Raw genomic sequence first — 16,343 nt, forward strand, 5'->3', positions numbered from 1 at the left:
CAATGCGCCTCATCATCATGGGTCCGCCCGGTGCGGGCAAAGGCACTCAGGCCAAGTACATCGCCGAGCACTTCGAGATCCCGGCGATCTCCACCGGTGACATCTTCCGGGCCAACGTCTCGCAGGGCACCGAGCTGGGCATCGAGGCCCAGCGCTACATGGACTCCGGCGAATACGTCCCCGACACCGTGACCAACCGCATGGTGCGCAACCGGATCGGGGAGGCAGACGCCGGCAACGGCTTCCTGCTCGACGGCTATCCCCGCACGCTGGCGCAGGTCGAAGAGCTCGACGACATGATCAAGGACACCGGTCACGCGCTCGACGCCGTCGTGGTGCTGACCGTCGACCAGGACGAGGTCGTCGACCGGCTGCTGCAGCGCGCCGAGACCGAGGGTCGCGCCGACGACACGGCAGACGTGATCCGGCGGCGCCAGGAGATCTATGCCGAGGAGACGGCGCCGCTGATCGAGGTCTACCGCGGCCGGGACCTCATCATCGAGGTCGACGGGCTCGGCGAGATCGACGAGGTCACCCAGCGCATCTTCGCCGCTCTCGACGTCGTTCCCCAGAGCTGAGCCCGGGGCCGTGGGCTTCCGTGACCGTGGCCTGGAGATCAAGTCCCAGGCGCAGATCGACCAGATGCGGGTCGCGGGCCTGCTCGTCGGTGAGACCCTGGAGCTGCTCCGCGCCGCCGCCCAGCCGGGAGTGAGCACCGGGCGTCTCGACGAGCTGGCGGAGGCCAACATCCGCGACCACGGGGGGATCCCCTCCTTCAAGGGCTACAGCCACCCCCCGTTCCCGGCGTCCATCTGTGCCTCGGTCAACGACGAGATCGTGCACGGCATCCCCGGCGAGCGCATCCTGGTCGAGGGCGACATCGTCTCGATCGACTGCGGTGCCATCGTGGACGGCTGGCACGGTGACGCAGCCATCACCGTGGGCGTCGGTGAGGTGACTGCCGAGGTCCGCGAGCTGATGCGGGTCACGGAGGAGGCCCTGTGGCACGGCATGTGCGCCGCGCGGCTGGGCGGTCGGGTCACCGACATCTCCCACGCGGTGGAGCAGCACGTGCGGAGCCAAGGGTCCTTCGGGATCATCGAGGACTACACCGGGCACGGCATCGGCTCCGAGATGCACATGCCGCCCAACGTGCCCAACTTCGGGCGTGCCGGCCGGGGGCCGACGCTTGTCCAAGGCCTCGCGCTTGCCGTCGAGCCGATGGTCACCCTGGGCAGCAAGGAGTCCGACCTGCTCGAGGACGAGTGGACCGTGGCCACGGTCGACGGCTCCTTCGCGGCGCACTTCGAGCACACCTTCACCCTGACCGAAGCCGGGCCGTGGGTCCTGACTGCGGTCGACGGCGGGCGCTCGCGACTCGCCGAGCTCGGCATCCCCTACGGCGGTCGCTGAGTCTGCCCGGCGCTCGGTCGCGCTTTCGTCCGGCACCCAGGCGCATGGCAGACTGGCGCGTCAGGAGGGGAGTATTCCTCAGCGATGGTGTCGTCAGTACGGCGCGAGCATGAGCTCGCTCCCGGTGCCATCGGCTCGCGCCGAACGCGTTGAGCGGAAGAGACCTCCGGCCACGCCGTTTCGCGGTGCCGGTGCTCGCCATTTCCCCCAACTTCTGTAGGAGCAAGCTCGTGGACGTGCCCACCTGGGTCTGGATCGCCACCGCCGTGGTGACCATCGCCGTATTCACCTTCGATCTCGCGGTCGTGGGTCGTCGCCCGCACGAGCCGTCGATGAAGGAGTGCGCCACCTACCTGTCGATCTATGTCGGGATGGCGGTGATCTTCGGGCTCGGGGTCTGGTATGCCGCCGGCGGGACGTCGGCCCTGGAGTTCTATTCCGGCTGGCTCGTCGAGTACTCCCTCTCGATCGACAACCTGTTCATCTTCTTGATCATCATGGCCAAGTTCATGGTGCCCCGCGAGCTGCAGCAGTACGCCCTGATGGTCGGCATCGTGATGGCGCTGGTGATGCGCGCCATCTTCATCGCCGTCGGCGCCGTGGCGATCAACGAGTTCAGCTGGGTCTTCTACGTCTTCGGCCTCTTCCTCGTCTACACCGCGGTCAAGCTCGCCAAGGAGGGCGGCGAGGACGAGGACGAGTACGAGGAGAACCGTCTCGTCCTCTGGGTCGAGAAGCGGTTCCCTGCCACCAAGGAGTGGCACGGCAAGAAGATCTTCAGCGTCGAGAACGGCAAGCGCGTCATCACCCCGATGTTCATCGTGATCCTGACGCTGGGTACCACCGACCTGCTGTTCGCCCTCGACTCGATCCCGGCGATCTTCGGCATCACCAAGGAGCCCTACCTCGTCCTGACCGCGAACATCTTCGCGTTGATGGGCCTGCGCCAGCTCTACTTCCTGATCGGTGGGCTCCTGGAGCGGTTGATCTACCTCTCCTACGGCCTGGCCTTCCTGCTGGCCTTCATCGGCGTCAAGCTGATCCTGCACGCCATGCACGAGAACAAGCTGTCCTTCATCAACGGCGGCGAGCACATCGAGTGGGCGCCGGAGATCCCGATCTGGCTCTCCCTGGTGGTCATCCTCGCCACGCTCGTGGTGACGGCCGTCGTGTCGTTGTGGGCGTCCAGCAGGATGTCGGAGCAGGAGAGGGACGCTCACACCGGTCCGCGGCGCGACTGGGAAGACGGCTGAGCGGTCGCTCGCTCAGCGGACGCAGTCGTTGGCCGTGGGCGACTCGTCCGAACCACGCACCTGCCTGACCTCGAGGCACACCTCGCCCGCTGACCTGATGGTGGCGGCCCTCTTGGTGGTGCGCCGGAAACCCTGACGCCCCACCTCCTGCCAGATCCACTCGTCGCCGGCATCGACCGACTCGCGGCTGTCCCACCGGAACGTCACCTCGCGCCCCTCCCGGACCCCCGTGAGGGTCGGAGGCTTGGTCAACGTGTCTGCGATGAGCGGTGACGGGGTGCCGGTGGTCGGAGCGACTGCTGGCTTGGTGGGCTTGTCGCGGCCGCCGCTGAGGACCAGCCCTGCGACGATCGCCGACGCTGCGACGACGCCGATCACCCCCCACACCACCGACGTCGTGCGGCCCCGCGGTCGATCCTCCGGTTGCTGGGCGACCTGGGCCGCGGCGACGCGGCGGGGAGACGACGCAGAGATCACCGTGACCGCCTTCATGACGGTCCGGTCCTCCTCGTGCTCCGGCGCGAGCGCCTGCACGGAGGTGTCGAGTCGGTCGCCCTCCACCGCGACGCTGGTGCGCGCCCAGCCAGCCGCCGCCTCGACCTGCTGGAGACTGCGCGCGAGGTCCAGTGCGCTCTGCGGACGGTGTGCCGGGTTCTTGGCCAAGCACTGCTGCAGCAGCCGGTCGAGGGCAGGTGGGACGTCCGGTCGCTGCGTCGCCGGGGGAGGGGCGTGCAGGATTCGCGCGCTGAGCGCCCGCGTCGAGTTGTCGCCGGCAGGGATGGAGAAAGGGGAGCGTCCCACGAGCAGGTGCCAGATCGTGGCACCGAGCGAATAGACGTCGGAGGCGACCGAACCGTTGGACCGTCCGTCGAGCATCTCCGGGGGAGACCACGGATAGGAGATGCGTACGTCGCTCTCTCCCTCCACGTCCGCGAGGTGCCCGGCGATCCCGAAGTCGGTCAGCGCCGGTTCGTGGTAGGTCGTCACGAGCACGTTGCTCGGCTTGATGTCGCGGTGGATGATCCCCGACCGGTGGGCGGTCTCGATGGCACTGGCCAGCTTGATCCCGGTGCTCACCGCATCGGCGGGGGCCATCGGGTTGGAGCGCACACGCAGCCCGAGGTCGGGTGGTGGGCAGTAGCGCATCACGAGGTAGGGACGACCGCCGTCCTGCGTCATCCCAGCGGTGATCACCGAGACGATGTAGGGGTGGTCGGCCAGTCGCGCCATGGCGTTGGCCTCGGCCGTGAAGAGCTGTTTCTCCCGCTCGTTGAGGGGGACGTCGGGTCGTACGACCTTGACCGCGACCCGTTGACGCGGCCACTGCTGCTCGTAGAGGAAGACGTCCGCGAAACCGCCGCTGCCCAGGTGTTCGACGAACGTGAACCCAGCGATGACCGGGGCACTCACCGGCCCACCACCGTGCCGACCTCGAACCGGACCTCGTAGACCTCAGCCAGGTCCAGCACGGCCCCTGGCTCGAGGACGTAGGCCTCACCTGAACGCATGCGTTCGGGCGGTCGTCCAAGCATGGTGAGCATGGTGCCACCACGCGAGTCGAGGTCGCGCGCCAGCACGTCCCACCCACTCAGCTCGATGTGCAGGTGCATGCGTGACACGAACGTGTGGTCGGCCGGCAGGTGCACGAGGTGCGGCCAGTCGTTGCTGTTCTCCAACGGTGCCGGCTTGCGGCCCAGCACCACTCCGCGATCGAGGGGCACGACCTCCCCGGTGGGCAGTCGCAGCCCCCCGAGCGGCGGTCGAGGCACCTCGCGGGGCTCCTGCGGCGCCACGGGCTGGCGACAGGTGCGGCAGGTGGCCCGGTCGGCCGGCGTCAGGTGACCGTCGGGGCAGCTGCGAGCGAGCACCATCTGTGGAGGCGTTTGGCGCAGGTGTGCGCGGGGCCCGGGCCGATGCACGGTGGATCCGTCGTCGTCGGCGCTGGACCCGGCAGGCGTCGACGGCGTCGTCGTCAGCGCAGGCTGGATCGTGGTGTGCGCGCCCTGCGAGATGCGGGCCGTGAAGGCAGGGTCGGGCTCGGTGGTGTCCGTGCGTGAACCAGTGTCGGGATCGGTGTCGGCGCCCTGGCGCCGCCGCGGTCGTGGGGGAGGCCCGTCCGGTCCGGTGGCAGCCAGGATCGCGTCCGGGATGCCGTCGATGAGCACTCCGTCCGGCGGTGGAGGAGGGATGGTCGCGCGTTCCGCTGGGGGCGCGACGCGGTGGGCGATCGGTCGCAGCGAGACGTGGCTGGCACCGACGACGCCGCCGACCAGTCGTCGCAGGCCCGACTGGGGAGGTGAACCTTCTCCGCCGTCGAGGGACAGGATCCGGTCGGCGCCCGAGATGCGGACGTGTCCGCGACCTCGGGACACCGACATCGCAGCACCGGGGGAGAGGTCGACCATGGCCAGGGCCAGGAAGCCCTCGTCGAAGGCCTTCTCCGTGATCGCCAGCACTCGCTCCGTGGCTGGTGCGTCGCCGGGCCGAGCGCCGGAGACGACCGCCCACACGTCCTCGACGACCCCGTCGTCGCCCGGATCGGACATGAGGACCCACAGGTCCCCAGCGCCGAGCAGCAGGCCGTCGCCGACGGCATACCTGATCTCCATCCCCATGGCTGCCTCCTCCCCCGAGCTCGAGCGGCCCTCAGGGCACATTGTCCTCATCGTCCCTGATCGGGCGGGATCTGTCTCAACTTGTCCTCCAGCGAACACCTACATACGCTCCTCGTGCGCACCGGGGTCGGGCGCGGGCAGTAGGGGGATGCAGATGGCACGGGGCGGGTTCATCGCTCGGCACAAGGTTGCCCTCTCCTCCAACGCCGCTCTGCTGCTGGCGGCGGGGGCGGTGCTCGGCTACGCCGTGACCGCGGACGGCTACCAGGCGCACGAGGCGCAGCTCAATGACGGCGGCGTGTGGGTCCTCCACGGCGACCGCGGTATCTATGGTCGGATCAACAAGCCGATCAACCAGCTCGACGCCATCGTCTTCGCCGAGGGTGGCGGGGAGCGGCCGCTGGACGTCGTCCAGGACGGGGCCGTCGTCGCGGCCATCGACCGAAGGGCCGGAACCGCCCAGGTCATCGACCCGCAGTCCGCCAAGCTCGACGCCACGGCCCGGGTGTCGCTGCCGACCCTGGGCGACCAGCAGCTGGCGGGCGGCACCTTCGCCTCGGTCGACAGCGAGACAGGCGAGGTCTGGGCCGTACGGCTCGACCCGCAGCGCGGTCGACCGCTGATCTCGTCGCTCGACGCCCAGGCCAAGCCGCTGGAGAGCGTCGGGGCGAACGCCGCGCTCGCAGTCAGCCAGGCCGGGACCGTGATCGTGACCTCCGCCGAGGAGAAGACGGTCACCTCCATACCGGCCGGAGATGGCGACCTCGGGGAGCCCCGTACGGACGACCTGCCGTCGGCCGCGGGCGACCCGACCGCGGTGACCACGGTCGGCGATCGGGTCGTGACGCTCGATGACACCACCGGTGCACTGACGGTGCTCGGCGGCGGATCCGCGACCGTGCCCGAAGGCAGTCGCCTGCAGCAGCCCGGGCCAGACGCGGGGAGGTGCTCGTGGGTGCGGCTGACGCCTTGCTGGGCGTCGACCTCGACTCGGGTGTCGTGCGCACGGTGGAGTCCGGTGTGTCCGGCCATCCGGTCCAGCCTGTCCGTCTCGGCGACTGCTCCTATGGTGCGTGGGCGCGGGGTCTGGGAGCGGTCACCGTCGTCTGTGGCGACGAAGAACCGCGGACCAGCGGTCTCGGCGGGAAGGCCAGCCAGCTTGCGTTCCGCGTCAACCGCGGACAGATCGTGCTCAACGACACGGCCAGCGGGGCCGTGTGGGACGTCGACACCCCCAAGCCGGAGAAGATCGACAACTGGAACGCCTTCACCGCGACCAAGAAGGTCGAGGACCAGGACCAGAAGAACGATGAGCAGAGCAGCGGCGACAAGCGTCCGCCCAAGGCGGAGCCGGACAACTACGGCGCCCGGCCCGGGCGGGCCAGCGTCCTGCACCCGCTCGACAACGACTCGGCCCCCGAGGGTCGCCTGCTCAGCATCGTCGACGTCGACCAACCGGGCGCCGGAGCCCGGGTCGAGATCAGCCCGGATGGCCAGAGCCTCGTGCTCGACCTCCCGGAGAAGGCGCGCGACATCGCCTTCGACTACTACATCGACGACGGACGCAGCAACTTCTCCGCCCACGCGACGGTGCGGGTCGACGTTCGCGCTGGCGCTGTCAACGCGCCGCCGCGTCCCCGAGAGGGACATCGACCCCAGAAGTGGCGGGTGCCCGCAGACGGGACCATGTCCGTGCCCGTGCTGGGTGACTGGCGTGACGACCGCGACAGCGACTCGTTGGTGCTCGACTCAGCCACGGTCGTCGGCGGTTCGCAAGATGGTGCGGTCGCCCGCACGACCGCGGACGGCAGGGTCCGCTTCACAGGTTCGCGTGAGGGCGGCGCCCAGTTCCAGGTCTCCTACGCCGTCACCGACGGCAGGTCCGCACCAGTCGAGAAGACCCTCACGTTCGATGTCCAGAAGCGGCTCGACCGCGCCACCTTCCCCCCCGTGGCCGAGCCAGACGTCGTGCGCGGAGAGGTCGGGACGCCGATCAAGATCCGCCCGCTGCTCAACGACCTCCCCGGCTCCGACCCGGGCTCGCCGAACGCCGAGCTCGCGCTGGGCGGCAGGCTGCCCGGCCAGGCCGGCACCGAGATCAAGACGGACCTCGAGAGCGGCCTGATCACGCTCGTCGCGGCCAGGCCCGGGACCTACTTCCTCGACTACGACGCGGCATACGGCAACGCTCCGGTCGACAAGAGCACCATCCGGGTCGACGTCCGCCCCAAGCCCCGCTCCCCGGGTGCCCCGGTGGCCATGCCGGACACCATGACCCTCTTCGGCCAGTCGGCCGGGATCGTCGACGTGCTCGCCAACGACCTGGACCCGGCGGGCGGGCTGCTGGTGGTGCAACGGGCCGAGGCAGACCTTCCCGGCCTGCTCGACGTGGCTGTCATCGATGGTCGGTGGGTCCGGATCTCGGCCAGGCAGGGCGATCTCCCGCCGACTCCCCAGCTGATCCGCTATTCCATCAGCAACGGTGCGACCTCGGGGATCACCGGTGAGATATCGGTGAACCACCGGCCCCGGCCCGAGAACGACGCACCCATCACCACCACCGACCGCGTGACCGTCCGCGCCGGCACCTCGATCACGGTCCCCGTGCTCGACAACGACCTCTCGCCGTCCGGTGACCGGCTCGGCCTCGTCGCGGATGCTGCGACGCAGGGGGACGGTGCGAATGGTGTCGCAGGTGAGCTGGAGGTCGACCGTCCGGTGGACGTGACGGGCGACCTGGGCACGGCCTACGTCTCGGGCCGTTCGGTCCGCTACGTCGCCCCGGACCTGCAGGAGCGCGACTCCTTCGACGTGCACTATGTCGCCCGCAACACCACGGGCCAGACCGCGCCGGGTCGCCTGGTGGTCTCGGTCACCCCGGCAGGGGCGGACAACGCTCCACCCGAGCCACCGACGCTCGAGGCGCGGTCGGTGTCGGGTGCGACCACGAAGATCCGGATCCCGGGCAGCGGGGTCGACCCTGACGGCGACCCCGTGACGGTCGTCGGCATCACGTCCGCGCCCCGGCTGGGGCGCGTGGTGTCGTACGGCGGCAACTTCCTGGAATACCAGGCCTACCCACGCAGCACCGGGACCGACCAGTTCGAATACTCGATCATGGACAGCCGGGGAGCGGTGGCGTCCGGCGTCGTGCGCGTCGCGGTCGTTTCTCCGGAGGAGCCGCAGCCGCCACTGGCCGTCTCGGACCAGCTCACGGTGGAGCCGGGACGCACCGCGATCGTCGACCCACTGGCCAACGACTACATCGCGCCCAGCGACGACGTGACGATCGAGCTGCGCGACCCGTCCGCAGGCGTCGAGCTCGACCCCGACACCAACCTCGTCTCGGTCCCGACCCCGAGGACGTGCGCGCGCCCGTCCCCGACGTCGTCTACGAGATCAGCAACGGCATCGAGAGCTCGATCGCCGTCATCGAGGTCGATCTCGCCGAGTCGTTCAACAACCCGCCGATCGTGCACGACGCGTTCGGCGGCGCCGACGACAGCGAGAGCGTCTCGGTCGACGTGCTGGAAGGCGCCTACGACCCTGACGGTCCTGCTGAGGGCCTGCGGCTGGTCAAGGCGCTGGGCACGGAGGGCTCACCCACGGTCAAGGGCGACCGCCTCCGCGTCGACCGCAGCCCCAACCCCCTCGTCGTGCCGTTCCGGGTGGAGGACGCCGACGGGGCGGTTGCCACCGCGTCCCTCTACGTCCCTCCCACCGGAACGGGGATCCCCTACGTCAAGCCCGACGCCCTGATCGAGATCCCTGAGGGTGGCTCGGCCAAGGGCAAGCTGTCGGACTACATCGTGACTCCCTCGCAGGGCACGGTCCGACTGGTCGGGCGCGATGCAGTCTCCGCATCGCCGTCGGACCTCGATCCGACGCGCACCGGTGACGGCTCGTTCGAGATCTCGGCCCGAGACGGCTTCAGGGGACCGGGTGCGTTGCTGGTGCAGGTGACGACGGCCACCGACGCCACCGGGAACGAGGACCCCCAGGATCGGGCGGACGGCTACACGGCGTTGCTCTCGATCCCGGTGCAGGTCGGGGACGACACCCCGGTGCTCGAGTGCCCGCAGACCACCATCACCATCTCCGCCGGTGAGACCTATGACCTCGACATCGCTTCACTGTGCAACGTGTGGACCCTCGACCCGGCCGAGGCAGCCACCCTCGACTACCGCGGCGAGTGGACCCAGCCCGTCGACGGGCTGAGCGTCGACGGCAATGGCAGTGCGGTCCTGCGTGTGAGTGCCGATGAGCGTGCGACGGAGGGCGGGGAGGCTGCCCTTGCGGTCACGGCGGGCGCGAGCGCACCAGCGTCGATCCGGTTCCGTCTCGTCAAGGCGCCGCCGCCGACCCTGCTGCCCATCCGCGTGGACGACATGGAGGCAGGGCAGAGTCGCGATCTCGACCTCGCCCGCTACCTCGAGTCCGAGATCGCCGATCCGGATCCGACCGTGGTCTCGGTGATCACGGTCAGCGGCTCAGGGGTGAGCGCCAGCAAGTCAGGCGGCTCGCGCATCGCCCTGCGCGCCGGTCCGGAAGCCCGGGGCCAGACGGTCCTGCGAGTCATCATGAGTGACGTCGCCGATGCCTCGCCCGCGAGCACGCGCACCGCGGAGGGCCGGATCGAGTTCGCGGTGGCGGGTGTGCCGGGGGCGCCGTCCCAGCCGTTCTCCTACGTCAACCGCGAGAAGGGGACCATCCGGATCTCGTGGGAGGCCCCCAAGGACGACGGTGGATCGCCCATCACCAAATATGTTGCCAAGGAGGTCCGATCGGGTCGATCGATCTCCTGCCGGACCACCGTCTGCGACTTCCCCGGTCTCCAGGACGCGACCAAGTACGCCTTCCGGGTGGCGGCGGTCAACAAGGTGGGCACGAGCGCGTTCAGCGACCAGTCCAAGACGGCGTACGCCGACACCCCACCCGGCCGGGTCCGCTCCATCAGCATGCTCAGCCGCGGGGACCACACCATCACCGTGGGCTGGAAGAAGCCCGACAGCACGACCGAGATCGAGGAATACCTCCTGACCTGGTTGGGGAACTCGGTGTCCCTGGACGGCTCGACCACCAGCTTCGTCGTGCCCAACCTGGACAACAACCGGAAGTACTTCTTCTCCGTCGAGGCGCGCAACAGCGTGGGGTGGTCAGCCGTGCGGCAGTCCGAGCCGTTCCAGTCCATCGGTACGCCCCTCGCGCCCACCGGCCTCCAGGTCGTCGACCTGCAGGCGGGCGAGCAGGTCACGGATGTCCGGGCCACGTGGTCGCCGACCCTTCCGGAGGGCGAGGCTCCGACGCTCTACACCGTGAGCTACTCCGTGGCCGGCAAGGCGCCGGCCGCTGTGCCCGGGTGCTCGAGGATCCAATCCACAGCCTGCACTCACGGCGGGCGTACGTACGACGGGAGCATCTACTCCTACTCTGTCCGAGCACACAACGCTCTGAACTCGTCTCCCGCCAGCAGTGCTGTGAATTTCGAAGCCGTCGGGAAGCCGAGAAGCTGGGGAGCCTGGCAAGCCTTTCCGACCGGTTCCGACAACCAGGCCCGGGTCACCGCGACTGCCCCTGATTCACGTGGAAAGACGTCGAGGGCGGCGATCCTGGTCGGTGGGCAGGTCGTGTGGGAGGCCGACGTCTCGGAGGGTGTGGCCATCAACGAGGTGGTGTCCACCCCCAGCAATGCCATGGAATACCCGGTGCAGCTACGGATGTGCAACGAGAATGCACCGACCGGGTGCACGGTCTCGGCAGACGCCAAGTCGATTCAGACATACGGTCCCTTGCGGACAGAGCACCTCAACCCGGTCTCCGCTCAGGTCAACGGGTTGCAGGTGACCTGGACCATCAGTGGAACCTCGAACGGCGACGCCGCGCTCCTGGGTGTGCGCACGGACAACGGGGCCGAGGAAGTCATCGCACTGGACTCACGAGGCAGTTTCTCGGTGACCAAGGCCGTGACGGTGTCTGACTACAACACCCGCACCGAGATACGCGTTCGACTCTTCGACGATGCCCCCACAGGCCGTGGCGAGGCCCAGGTATCGGGCCAGGCCACGACCGGCAATCCGCCCCCGCCGACGGTCTCGATCTACAAGCAACGCGCCTGCAACGACGGCGACAGTGACACAACGAACGATTGCAGCAACTTGGGCATGCTCGGGTGTACCAACAATCGCTGCGGTTTCATGGGCATCAACGTCACGGGCGCGCGAGTGCACTTCGGTTGTCAGGTGACCAAGTCCACGGCCAACCAGAACATGTGGGCCTACGAGGGCAACATGGACAACGGAGAAACAATCACTGATTGGGTCTTCGATGCGGGGTACATCGAAGTCACCTGCGAGGCAGGTCAGGGTGGGCCCAACTACTTCTCAGTGACCGCAGCACTCAACTGGTAGCAGCCTTGCTCACCAACTGACTTTTGAGGAGCACGATGACCATCTCGCACGAGCAAGCCGACTGGTTCAAGAAGACCTTCGACCAGCTGACCGACAACATGGAGAAAGCCGTCCTCGGCAAGCGCCACGTCGTGCGCCTGGCGCTGACCTGCCTGCTGTCGGAGGGGCACATCCTGCTCGAGGACTTCCCCGGCACCGGCAAGACCATGCTGGCCCGCGCGCTGGCCAACACCGTGCAGGGTTCCCAGGCCCGGATCCAGTTCACCCCTGACCTGCTGCCCTCCGACGTCACCGGCGTGACCGTCTACGACCAGCACAAGGGCACGTTCGAGTTCCACCCCGGCCCGATCTTCCACACGATCGTGCTGGCCGACGAGATCAACCGCGCCTCACCGAAGACCCAGTCGGCGCTGCTGGAGGTCATGGAGGAAGGACGGATCACCGTCGACGGGGTCGCACACCCGGTCGGCAGGCCGTTCCTCGTCATCGCGACGCAGAACCCGATCGAGCAGGCCGGCACCTATCGCCTGCCCGAGGCCCAGCTGGACCGTTTCTTGATGAAGACCTCGATGGGTTATCCCGACCGGGCCGCGACCGTCGAGCTCCTCGTCAACGCAGCGGTCCGCGACCGGGCCTCGTTGGTCACCCCTGTCATCACGGCGGCCACCATCTCGCAGATGAGCGGCCTGGCCGACCAGGTCTACGTCGACCCCGCGGTCGTGGGATATGTCGCCGAGCTGGCTGAGGAGTCCCGCCGCCAGCCCCACGTCAAGCTCGGCCTCTCCCCGCGCGGCTGCCTGGCCTTCATCCGGGTGGCCAAGACGTGGGCGGCCGCCGATGGACGCGACCACGTGGTGCCCGACGACATCAAGGAGATGGCCGAACCGATCCTGTCCCACCGCCTGCTCCTCGACGCCGAGGCGCAGTTCAGCGGGGTCAGCGTGCAGACGGTGATCGGGCGTCTGCTCGACGCCGTCGAGCCGCCGACCGACCGGGTGGCCTGAGCCACGACATGGAGCGGGTCAAGCAGCTGTTGGGCGTCGTCCGTCCCCTGGGATGGTTGATCCTCGGCATCGGACTGGGTGCGGCATACGTCGCGGTGGTGGCGGACTGGCACGAGCTCGCGGTCATCGCGGCGGCCTGCCTGCTGCTCCTCGCGCTGACCGCCCCCTTCCTCATCGGTCGGACCAACGTCGACGTGGATCTGCGGCTGGCGCCCGAGCGGGTGGCGGCAGGGGAGTCCGTCGCGGCGGGCGTGATCGTGAAGAACATCGCCCGCGGCCGCCTGCTGCCGACCTCGTTGGAGGTCCCCGTCGGGGCCTCGGTCCACCGCTACGGGATCGCCTTCCTGCCGCCCGGTGGCCGGCACGAGGAGTCCTTCACCATCCGCACCGAGCGCCGCGGCGTCATCGGGGTGGGACCGGCGACGACGCGCCGTGGCGATCCGCTGGGGGTCTTCTCGCGCGACGTCGTCTGGACGCCCGTGCGTGAGGTCCTGGTCCGACCGCCCATGGTCCCTCTCGACACGTTGGGCGCCGGCCTCCTGCGCGACCTCGAGGGCGTCTCGACCGACGCCATCTCGCAGAGCGACCTTGCCTTCCACGCGTTGCGCGAATACGTGCCCGGCGACGACCTGCGCCACATCCACTGGCGGTCCTCGGCCAAGGTCATGGCCTCGACCGGCGAGTCCAGCCTCCTGGTCCGTCAATACCTCGACACCCGTCGCAGCCATGCCGCGATCGTCGTCGACGACATGGAGTCCTCCTGGCCCGATCTCGACGAGTTCGAGACCGCGATGTCCGTCGCCGCCTCCATCGCCGTACGCGCGCTGCTCGACGAGTTCGACGTCTCCTTCGTCTGCGGGAGCACGGCGTCCACCGGCAACGACGGCCATCTCGCCCTGGACGCGGTGTGTCGTGCCACCACGGGAGACGTCGGGGTCGTGAAGGCAGCACGCCGGGCCACGCACGTCGCCCCCGACTGCAGCCTGCTCTTCCTGGTGGGCGGCCCCGCCAGCGAGTTCTCCGACCTGCTGCGTGGCAGTGCGGCCTTCCCCCCGGAAGTGCGCCGCTATGCCATCCTGTTCGACGCGAACGGCCAGAGCCGGGTCACCGAGACCGGCGGGCTGCCGGTCCTGCACCTCGCCGACAAGGACGACCTCGGCGGCCTGCTCCGGTGGAGCGTCAAGTGACTCACGCCGACACCATCACCAGGTCCCGCCGCAGTGGGCTCCGGCCGCGGCTGGCTCCCATGCTGGACCTTCTCTTCGTGCTCGTCCTGGGAACGCTCGCGCTGAGCGGCTTCGCCACCTCCTTCACCGGCTGGGCGTTCCTCGTCGTCGGGGTGTGCGGGATCCTGCTCGCGATCGGGGTGACTCACGCCGCTGGTGTGCTCGGCTGGCCGCTGGTCGCCCCGGTCGTCGTCGTGACGGCACTCTTCTTCCTCCTCGGTGGGCCCCTGTGCCTGCGCTCGACGGGTGACGCCGCGCTGCTCCCTGGTCCCACCACGCTCAGTGGTCTGGCGGACCAGGCGGTCTTCGGCTGGAAGGACATGCTGACCACGCTGCCTCCGGTGGACGGCGACGGACCGCTGCTGGTCCTGCCCTGGTTGCTCGGCCTGGTCGTCGGGCTGGTGGGGACGGCGTCGAGCCGGGTCCGGCTGCGGCGCGCCTGGATGACGGCTCTCCTGCCCGTCCTCGTCCTGACGCTGGTCCTGGTGGCCGTGATCCTGCTGGGCGTCCGCCACCCCCAGTCGGTGATCGTGCAGGGCGCGCTGTTCGCGGCTGCAGCCCTCGCCTGGCTCGCCATCCGAGCCCGGCGAGCCTCGGCCTCCGTGCACGGCGGGACGTCCGGCTGGGGAGGGTCGCGCTCGGCGCGGCGCTGGTGGTGACGGCGTCCGCGCTGGCGCTCCCGGCCAGCGCCCTGGTCACCGGCGGCGACGACGACGAACGACTGGTCGCGCGGGCGTGGGTCGAGCCACCCTTCGACATCGGCCGCTACCCGTCGCCGCTGGCAGGTTTTCGCAAGTACGTCGACCTGCGGCCCGGGGACGACCCGACCAACGTGTTCACCAAGACCTTGTTCACCGTGCGGGGCGTGCCGGCGGGGACGCGAGTGCGCATCGCGGCGATGGACACCTACGACGGCATGGTCTGGGGTGCCTCCAACGACGCGCTGCCCGGGGAAGCAGCAGCCGACTCGTTCCAGCGGGTCTCCTCGACGATCGACAACCCGGCCGAGGGCGAGGACGTCGAGGCCGAGGTGACGATCGGCGAGGGACACTCCGGGGTCTGGCTGCCCACGGTCGGGGCCCTGCGAGGAATCGAGTTCGGCCTGGGCGAACCCGACCGGAAGGCGGAGTCCTTCCGCTACAACCTCGCCACGTCGACAGCGGTCGTGCCGTCGGGCCTGCGCGCGGGCGACACCTATTCCTTCAAGGCCGTCCAACCGCCTGCCGAGGTCGACCAGGACACGCTCGCCGCGGCCGCGGTCACAGCCCTGCCGCCCGGCACCGGCTTCCTGACCGAACCGGCGAACGACTGGTCGAAGGAGGCCACCACGCCGATGGGACGCGTGCTGGCCATCGCCGACCACCTCAAGTCAGAGGGGAAGTATTCCGACGGGGTGACCAAGGCCGAGCAGGTCTATCACCCCGGGCACAACCTGCGGCGGCTCTCCGACGAGTTCATCAACGACGAGCAGATGGTCGGCAACGACGAGCAGTACGCCGCCGTGATGGCCCTGCTGGCCCAGGAGGTCGGTGTCCCCGCGCGGGTCGTGCTGGGTGCGGTCGTGCCGGAGGGCGGCGTCGTCACCGGGGCCGAGGTAGAGGCGTGGGTGGAGCTGCAGGCAGCCGACGGCACGTGGCGCACCTTGCCGGCCGACCGGTTCATGTCGAAGGAGCCGCCGGCGGAGAAGCTCCCGGAGTCCAAGACGCCGATGAGCGGGACGATCGTGCCGCCCCCGGCGCCGATCCCGCCTCCCTCGGACGCCGGCGAGCAGAGCGACGCGGACCTCAAGGAGCGCAAGGCCACCAAGGACGAGGGGACGAGGACGAGGTGCTCGGCGCCTCGGTCCCGGCCTGGCTGCTCTTCGTGGCCAAGTATGTCGCCGGGCCGCTGGTCCTCGTGCTGGTCGTCCTGGCCGCCATCCTCGGTCTCAAGGCCCTGCGCCGGCGCCGACGGCGCACCGCGGACGTCACGTCAGCCCGATTCGTGGGCGCCTGGCGCGAGCTGGTCGACCACGCTCGAGACCTGGGCCAGCACGTCCCGATGGGTGCGGCCACCCGTCGTGAGCAGTCGTCCTCCATCGGATCGGAGTCCGCCCCGGGCCTGGCTCGGCACGCGGACGGCGCGGTCTTCGGGCCGGCGATTCCGGCCGCCGAGCAGGCAGCGGCATACTGGAGACTGATCGAGTCGGAGCGCGCGGAGATGTCCCGGCAGGTCGGCCGGCGCCAACGGTGGCGGGCCGCGATCAGCCTGAGGTCGTTCCGGGCGTCGTGATTGGTCTTTTGCTCCGGCCTCCGACTAAACTGGCGTGTCGGCCCAACGTGGGTCTGCGTTTTGTGGTGCCTCGCGGCTGCCCGGACGTGCAGCACGGCTCACCCAGAGTCACCGTTGCGCGTGCGGGATGAGTCACCACGCGCAACTTCACGAG

Annotated in this window: 12 protein-coding genes; 9 read left to right on the forward strand and 3 right to left on the reverse strand. The window is 69.4% G+C overall.

The genetic code is table 11. The annotated features are described in order from the left end of the window. The first annotated feature begins 2 nt into the window (after positions 1–2). The 3 genes from G7071_RS08055 to G7071_RS08065 all read left to right on the forward strand — a co-directional run bounded on the left by G7071_RS08055 (position 3) and on the right by G7071_RS08065 (position 2,666). The gene (locus G7071_RS08055) at positions 3–578 is read left to right on the forward strand and encodes an adenylate kinase (protein WP_166317145.1); all 576 of its coding nucleotides are present in this window, start codon (positions 3–5) and stop codon (positions 576–578) included. Positions 579–642: 64 nt separating this feature from the next. Continuing rightward, a complete protein-coding gene (gene map, locus G7071_RS08060) occupies positions 643–1,413 on the forward strand; it encodes a type I methionyl aminopeptidase (RefSeq protein WP_246210627.1) in 771 nt (256 codons plus the stop codon). Positions 1,414–1,643: 230 nt separating this feature from the next. Further along, positions 1,644–2,666, forward strand: a complete 1,023-nt coding sequence (locus tag G7071_RS08065) for a TerC family protein (RefSeq protein ID WP_166317150.1) — start codon at positions 1,644–1,646, stop codon at positions 2,664–2,666. A 12-nt stretch (positions 2,667–2,678) separates the two neighbouring features. On the opposite strand, the gene G7071_RS08070 is transcribed toward G7071_RS08065, so the two are convergent. From G7071_RS08070 to G7071_RS08080, 3 genes are all read right to left on the reverse strand, one after another. Then, positions 2,679–4,076 (reverse strand): serine/threonine-protein kinase, encoded by a 1,398-nt coding sequence (locus tag G7071_RS08070; RefSeq protein ID WP_166317153.1) that lies wholly within the window; start codon positions 4,074–4,076, stop codon positions 2,679–2,681. Further along, positions 4,073–5,281, reverse strand: coding sequence for an FHA domain-containing protein (locus G7071_RS08075; RefSeq protein WP_166317156.1), 1,209 nt, complete (start codon positions 5,279–5,281; stop codon positions 4,073–4,075). The genes G7071_RS08070 and G7071_RS08075 overlap by 4 nt, the downstream gene beginning before the upstream one ends. Before the next feature lie 327 nt (positions 5,282–5,608). Then, a complete protein-coding gene (locus G7071_RS08080) occupies positions 5,609–6,019 on the reverse strand; it encodes a hypothetical protein (protein WP_166317159.1) in 411 nt (136 codons plus the stop codon). 213 nt (positions 6,020–6,232) lie between these two features. On the opposite strand from G7071_RS08080, the gene G7071_RS19125 reads away from it, so the two are divergent. From G7071_RS19125 to G7071_RS08105, 6 genes are all read left to right on the forward strand, one after another. Continuing rightward, positions 6,233–9,040 carry an Ig-like domain-containing protein gene (locus G7071_RS19125; RefSeq protein ID WP_246210579.1) on the forward strand — a complete coding sequence of 936 codons (2,808 nt, stop codon included), beginning with the start codon at positions 6,233–6,235 and terminating at the stop codon, positions 9,038–9,040. Between the two features lie 821 nt (positions 9,041–9,861). Continuing rightward, on the forward strand, positions 9,862–11,688 hold the full coding sequence (locus G7071_RS19130) for a fibronectin type III domain-containing protein (RefSeq protein ID WP_246210628.1): 1,827 nt from the start codon (positions 9,862–9,864) through the stop codon (positions 11,686–11,688). A 35-nt stretch (positions 11,689–11,723) separates the two neighbouring features. Continuing rightward, positions 11,724–12,692 carry an AAA family ATPase gene (locus G7071_RS08090; protein WP_166317165.1) on the forward strand — a complete coding sequence of 323 codons (969 nt, stop codon included), beginning with the start codon at positions 11,724–11,726 and terminating at the stop codon, positions 12,690–12,692. 8 nt (positions 12,693–12,700) lie between these two features. After that, complete coding sequence (locus G7071_RS08095) at positions 12,701–13,879, forward strand: DUF58 domain-containing protein (protein WP_166317168.1); 1,179 nt, start codon at positions 12,701–12,703, stop codon at positions 13,877–13,879. Positions 13,880–13,938: 59 nt separating this feature from the next. Continuing rightward, on the forward strand, positions 13,939–14,577 hold the full coding sequence (locus tag G7071_RS08100; protein WP_166317171.1) for a hypothetical protein: 639 nt from the start codon (positions 13,939–13,941) through the stop codon (positions 14,575–14,577). Further along, positions 14,574–16,097 carry a transglutaminase-like domain-containing protein gene (locus G7071_RS08105; protein ID WP_166317174.1) on the forward strand — a complete coding sequence of 508 codons (1,524 nt, stop codon included), beginning with the start codon at positions 14,574–14,576 and terminating at the stop codon, positions 16,095–16,097. Before G7071_RS08100 ends, G7071_RS08105 begins: the two co-directional genes overlap by 4 nt. Positions 16,098–16,343 lie beyond the last annotated feature (246 nt).

Source organism: Nocardioides piscis, from assembly GCF_011300215.1.
Taxonomy (GTDB): domain Bacteria; phylum Actinomycetota; class Actinomycetes; order Propionibacteriales; family Nocardioidaceae; genus Nocardioides; species Nocardioides piscis.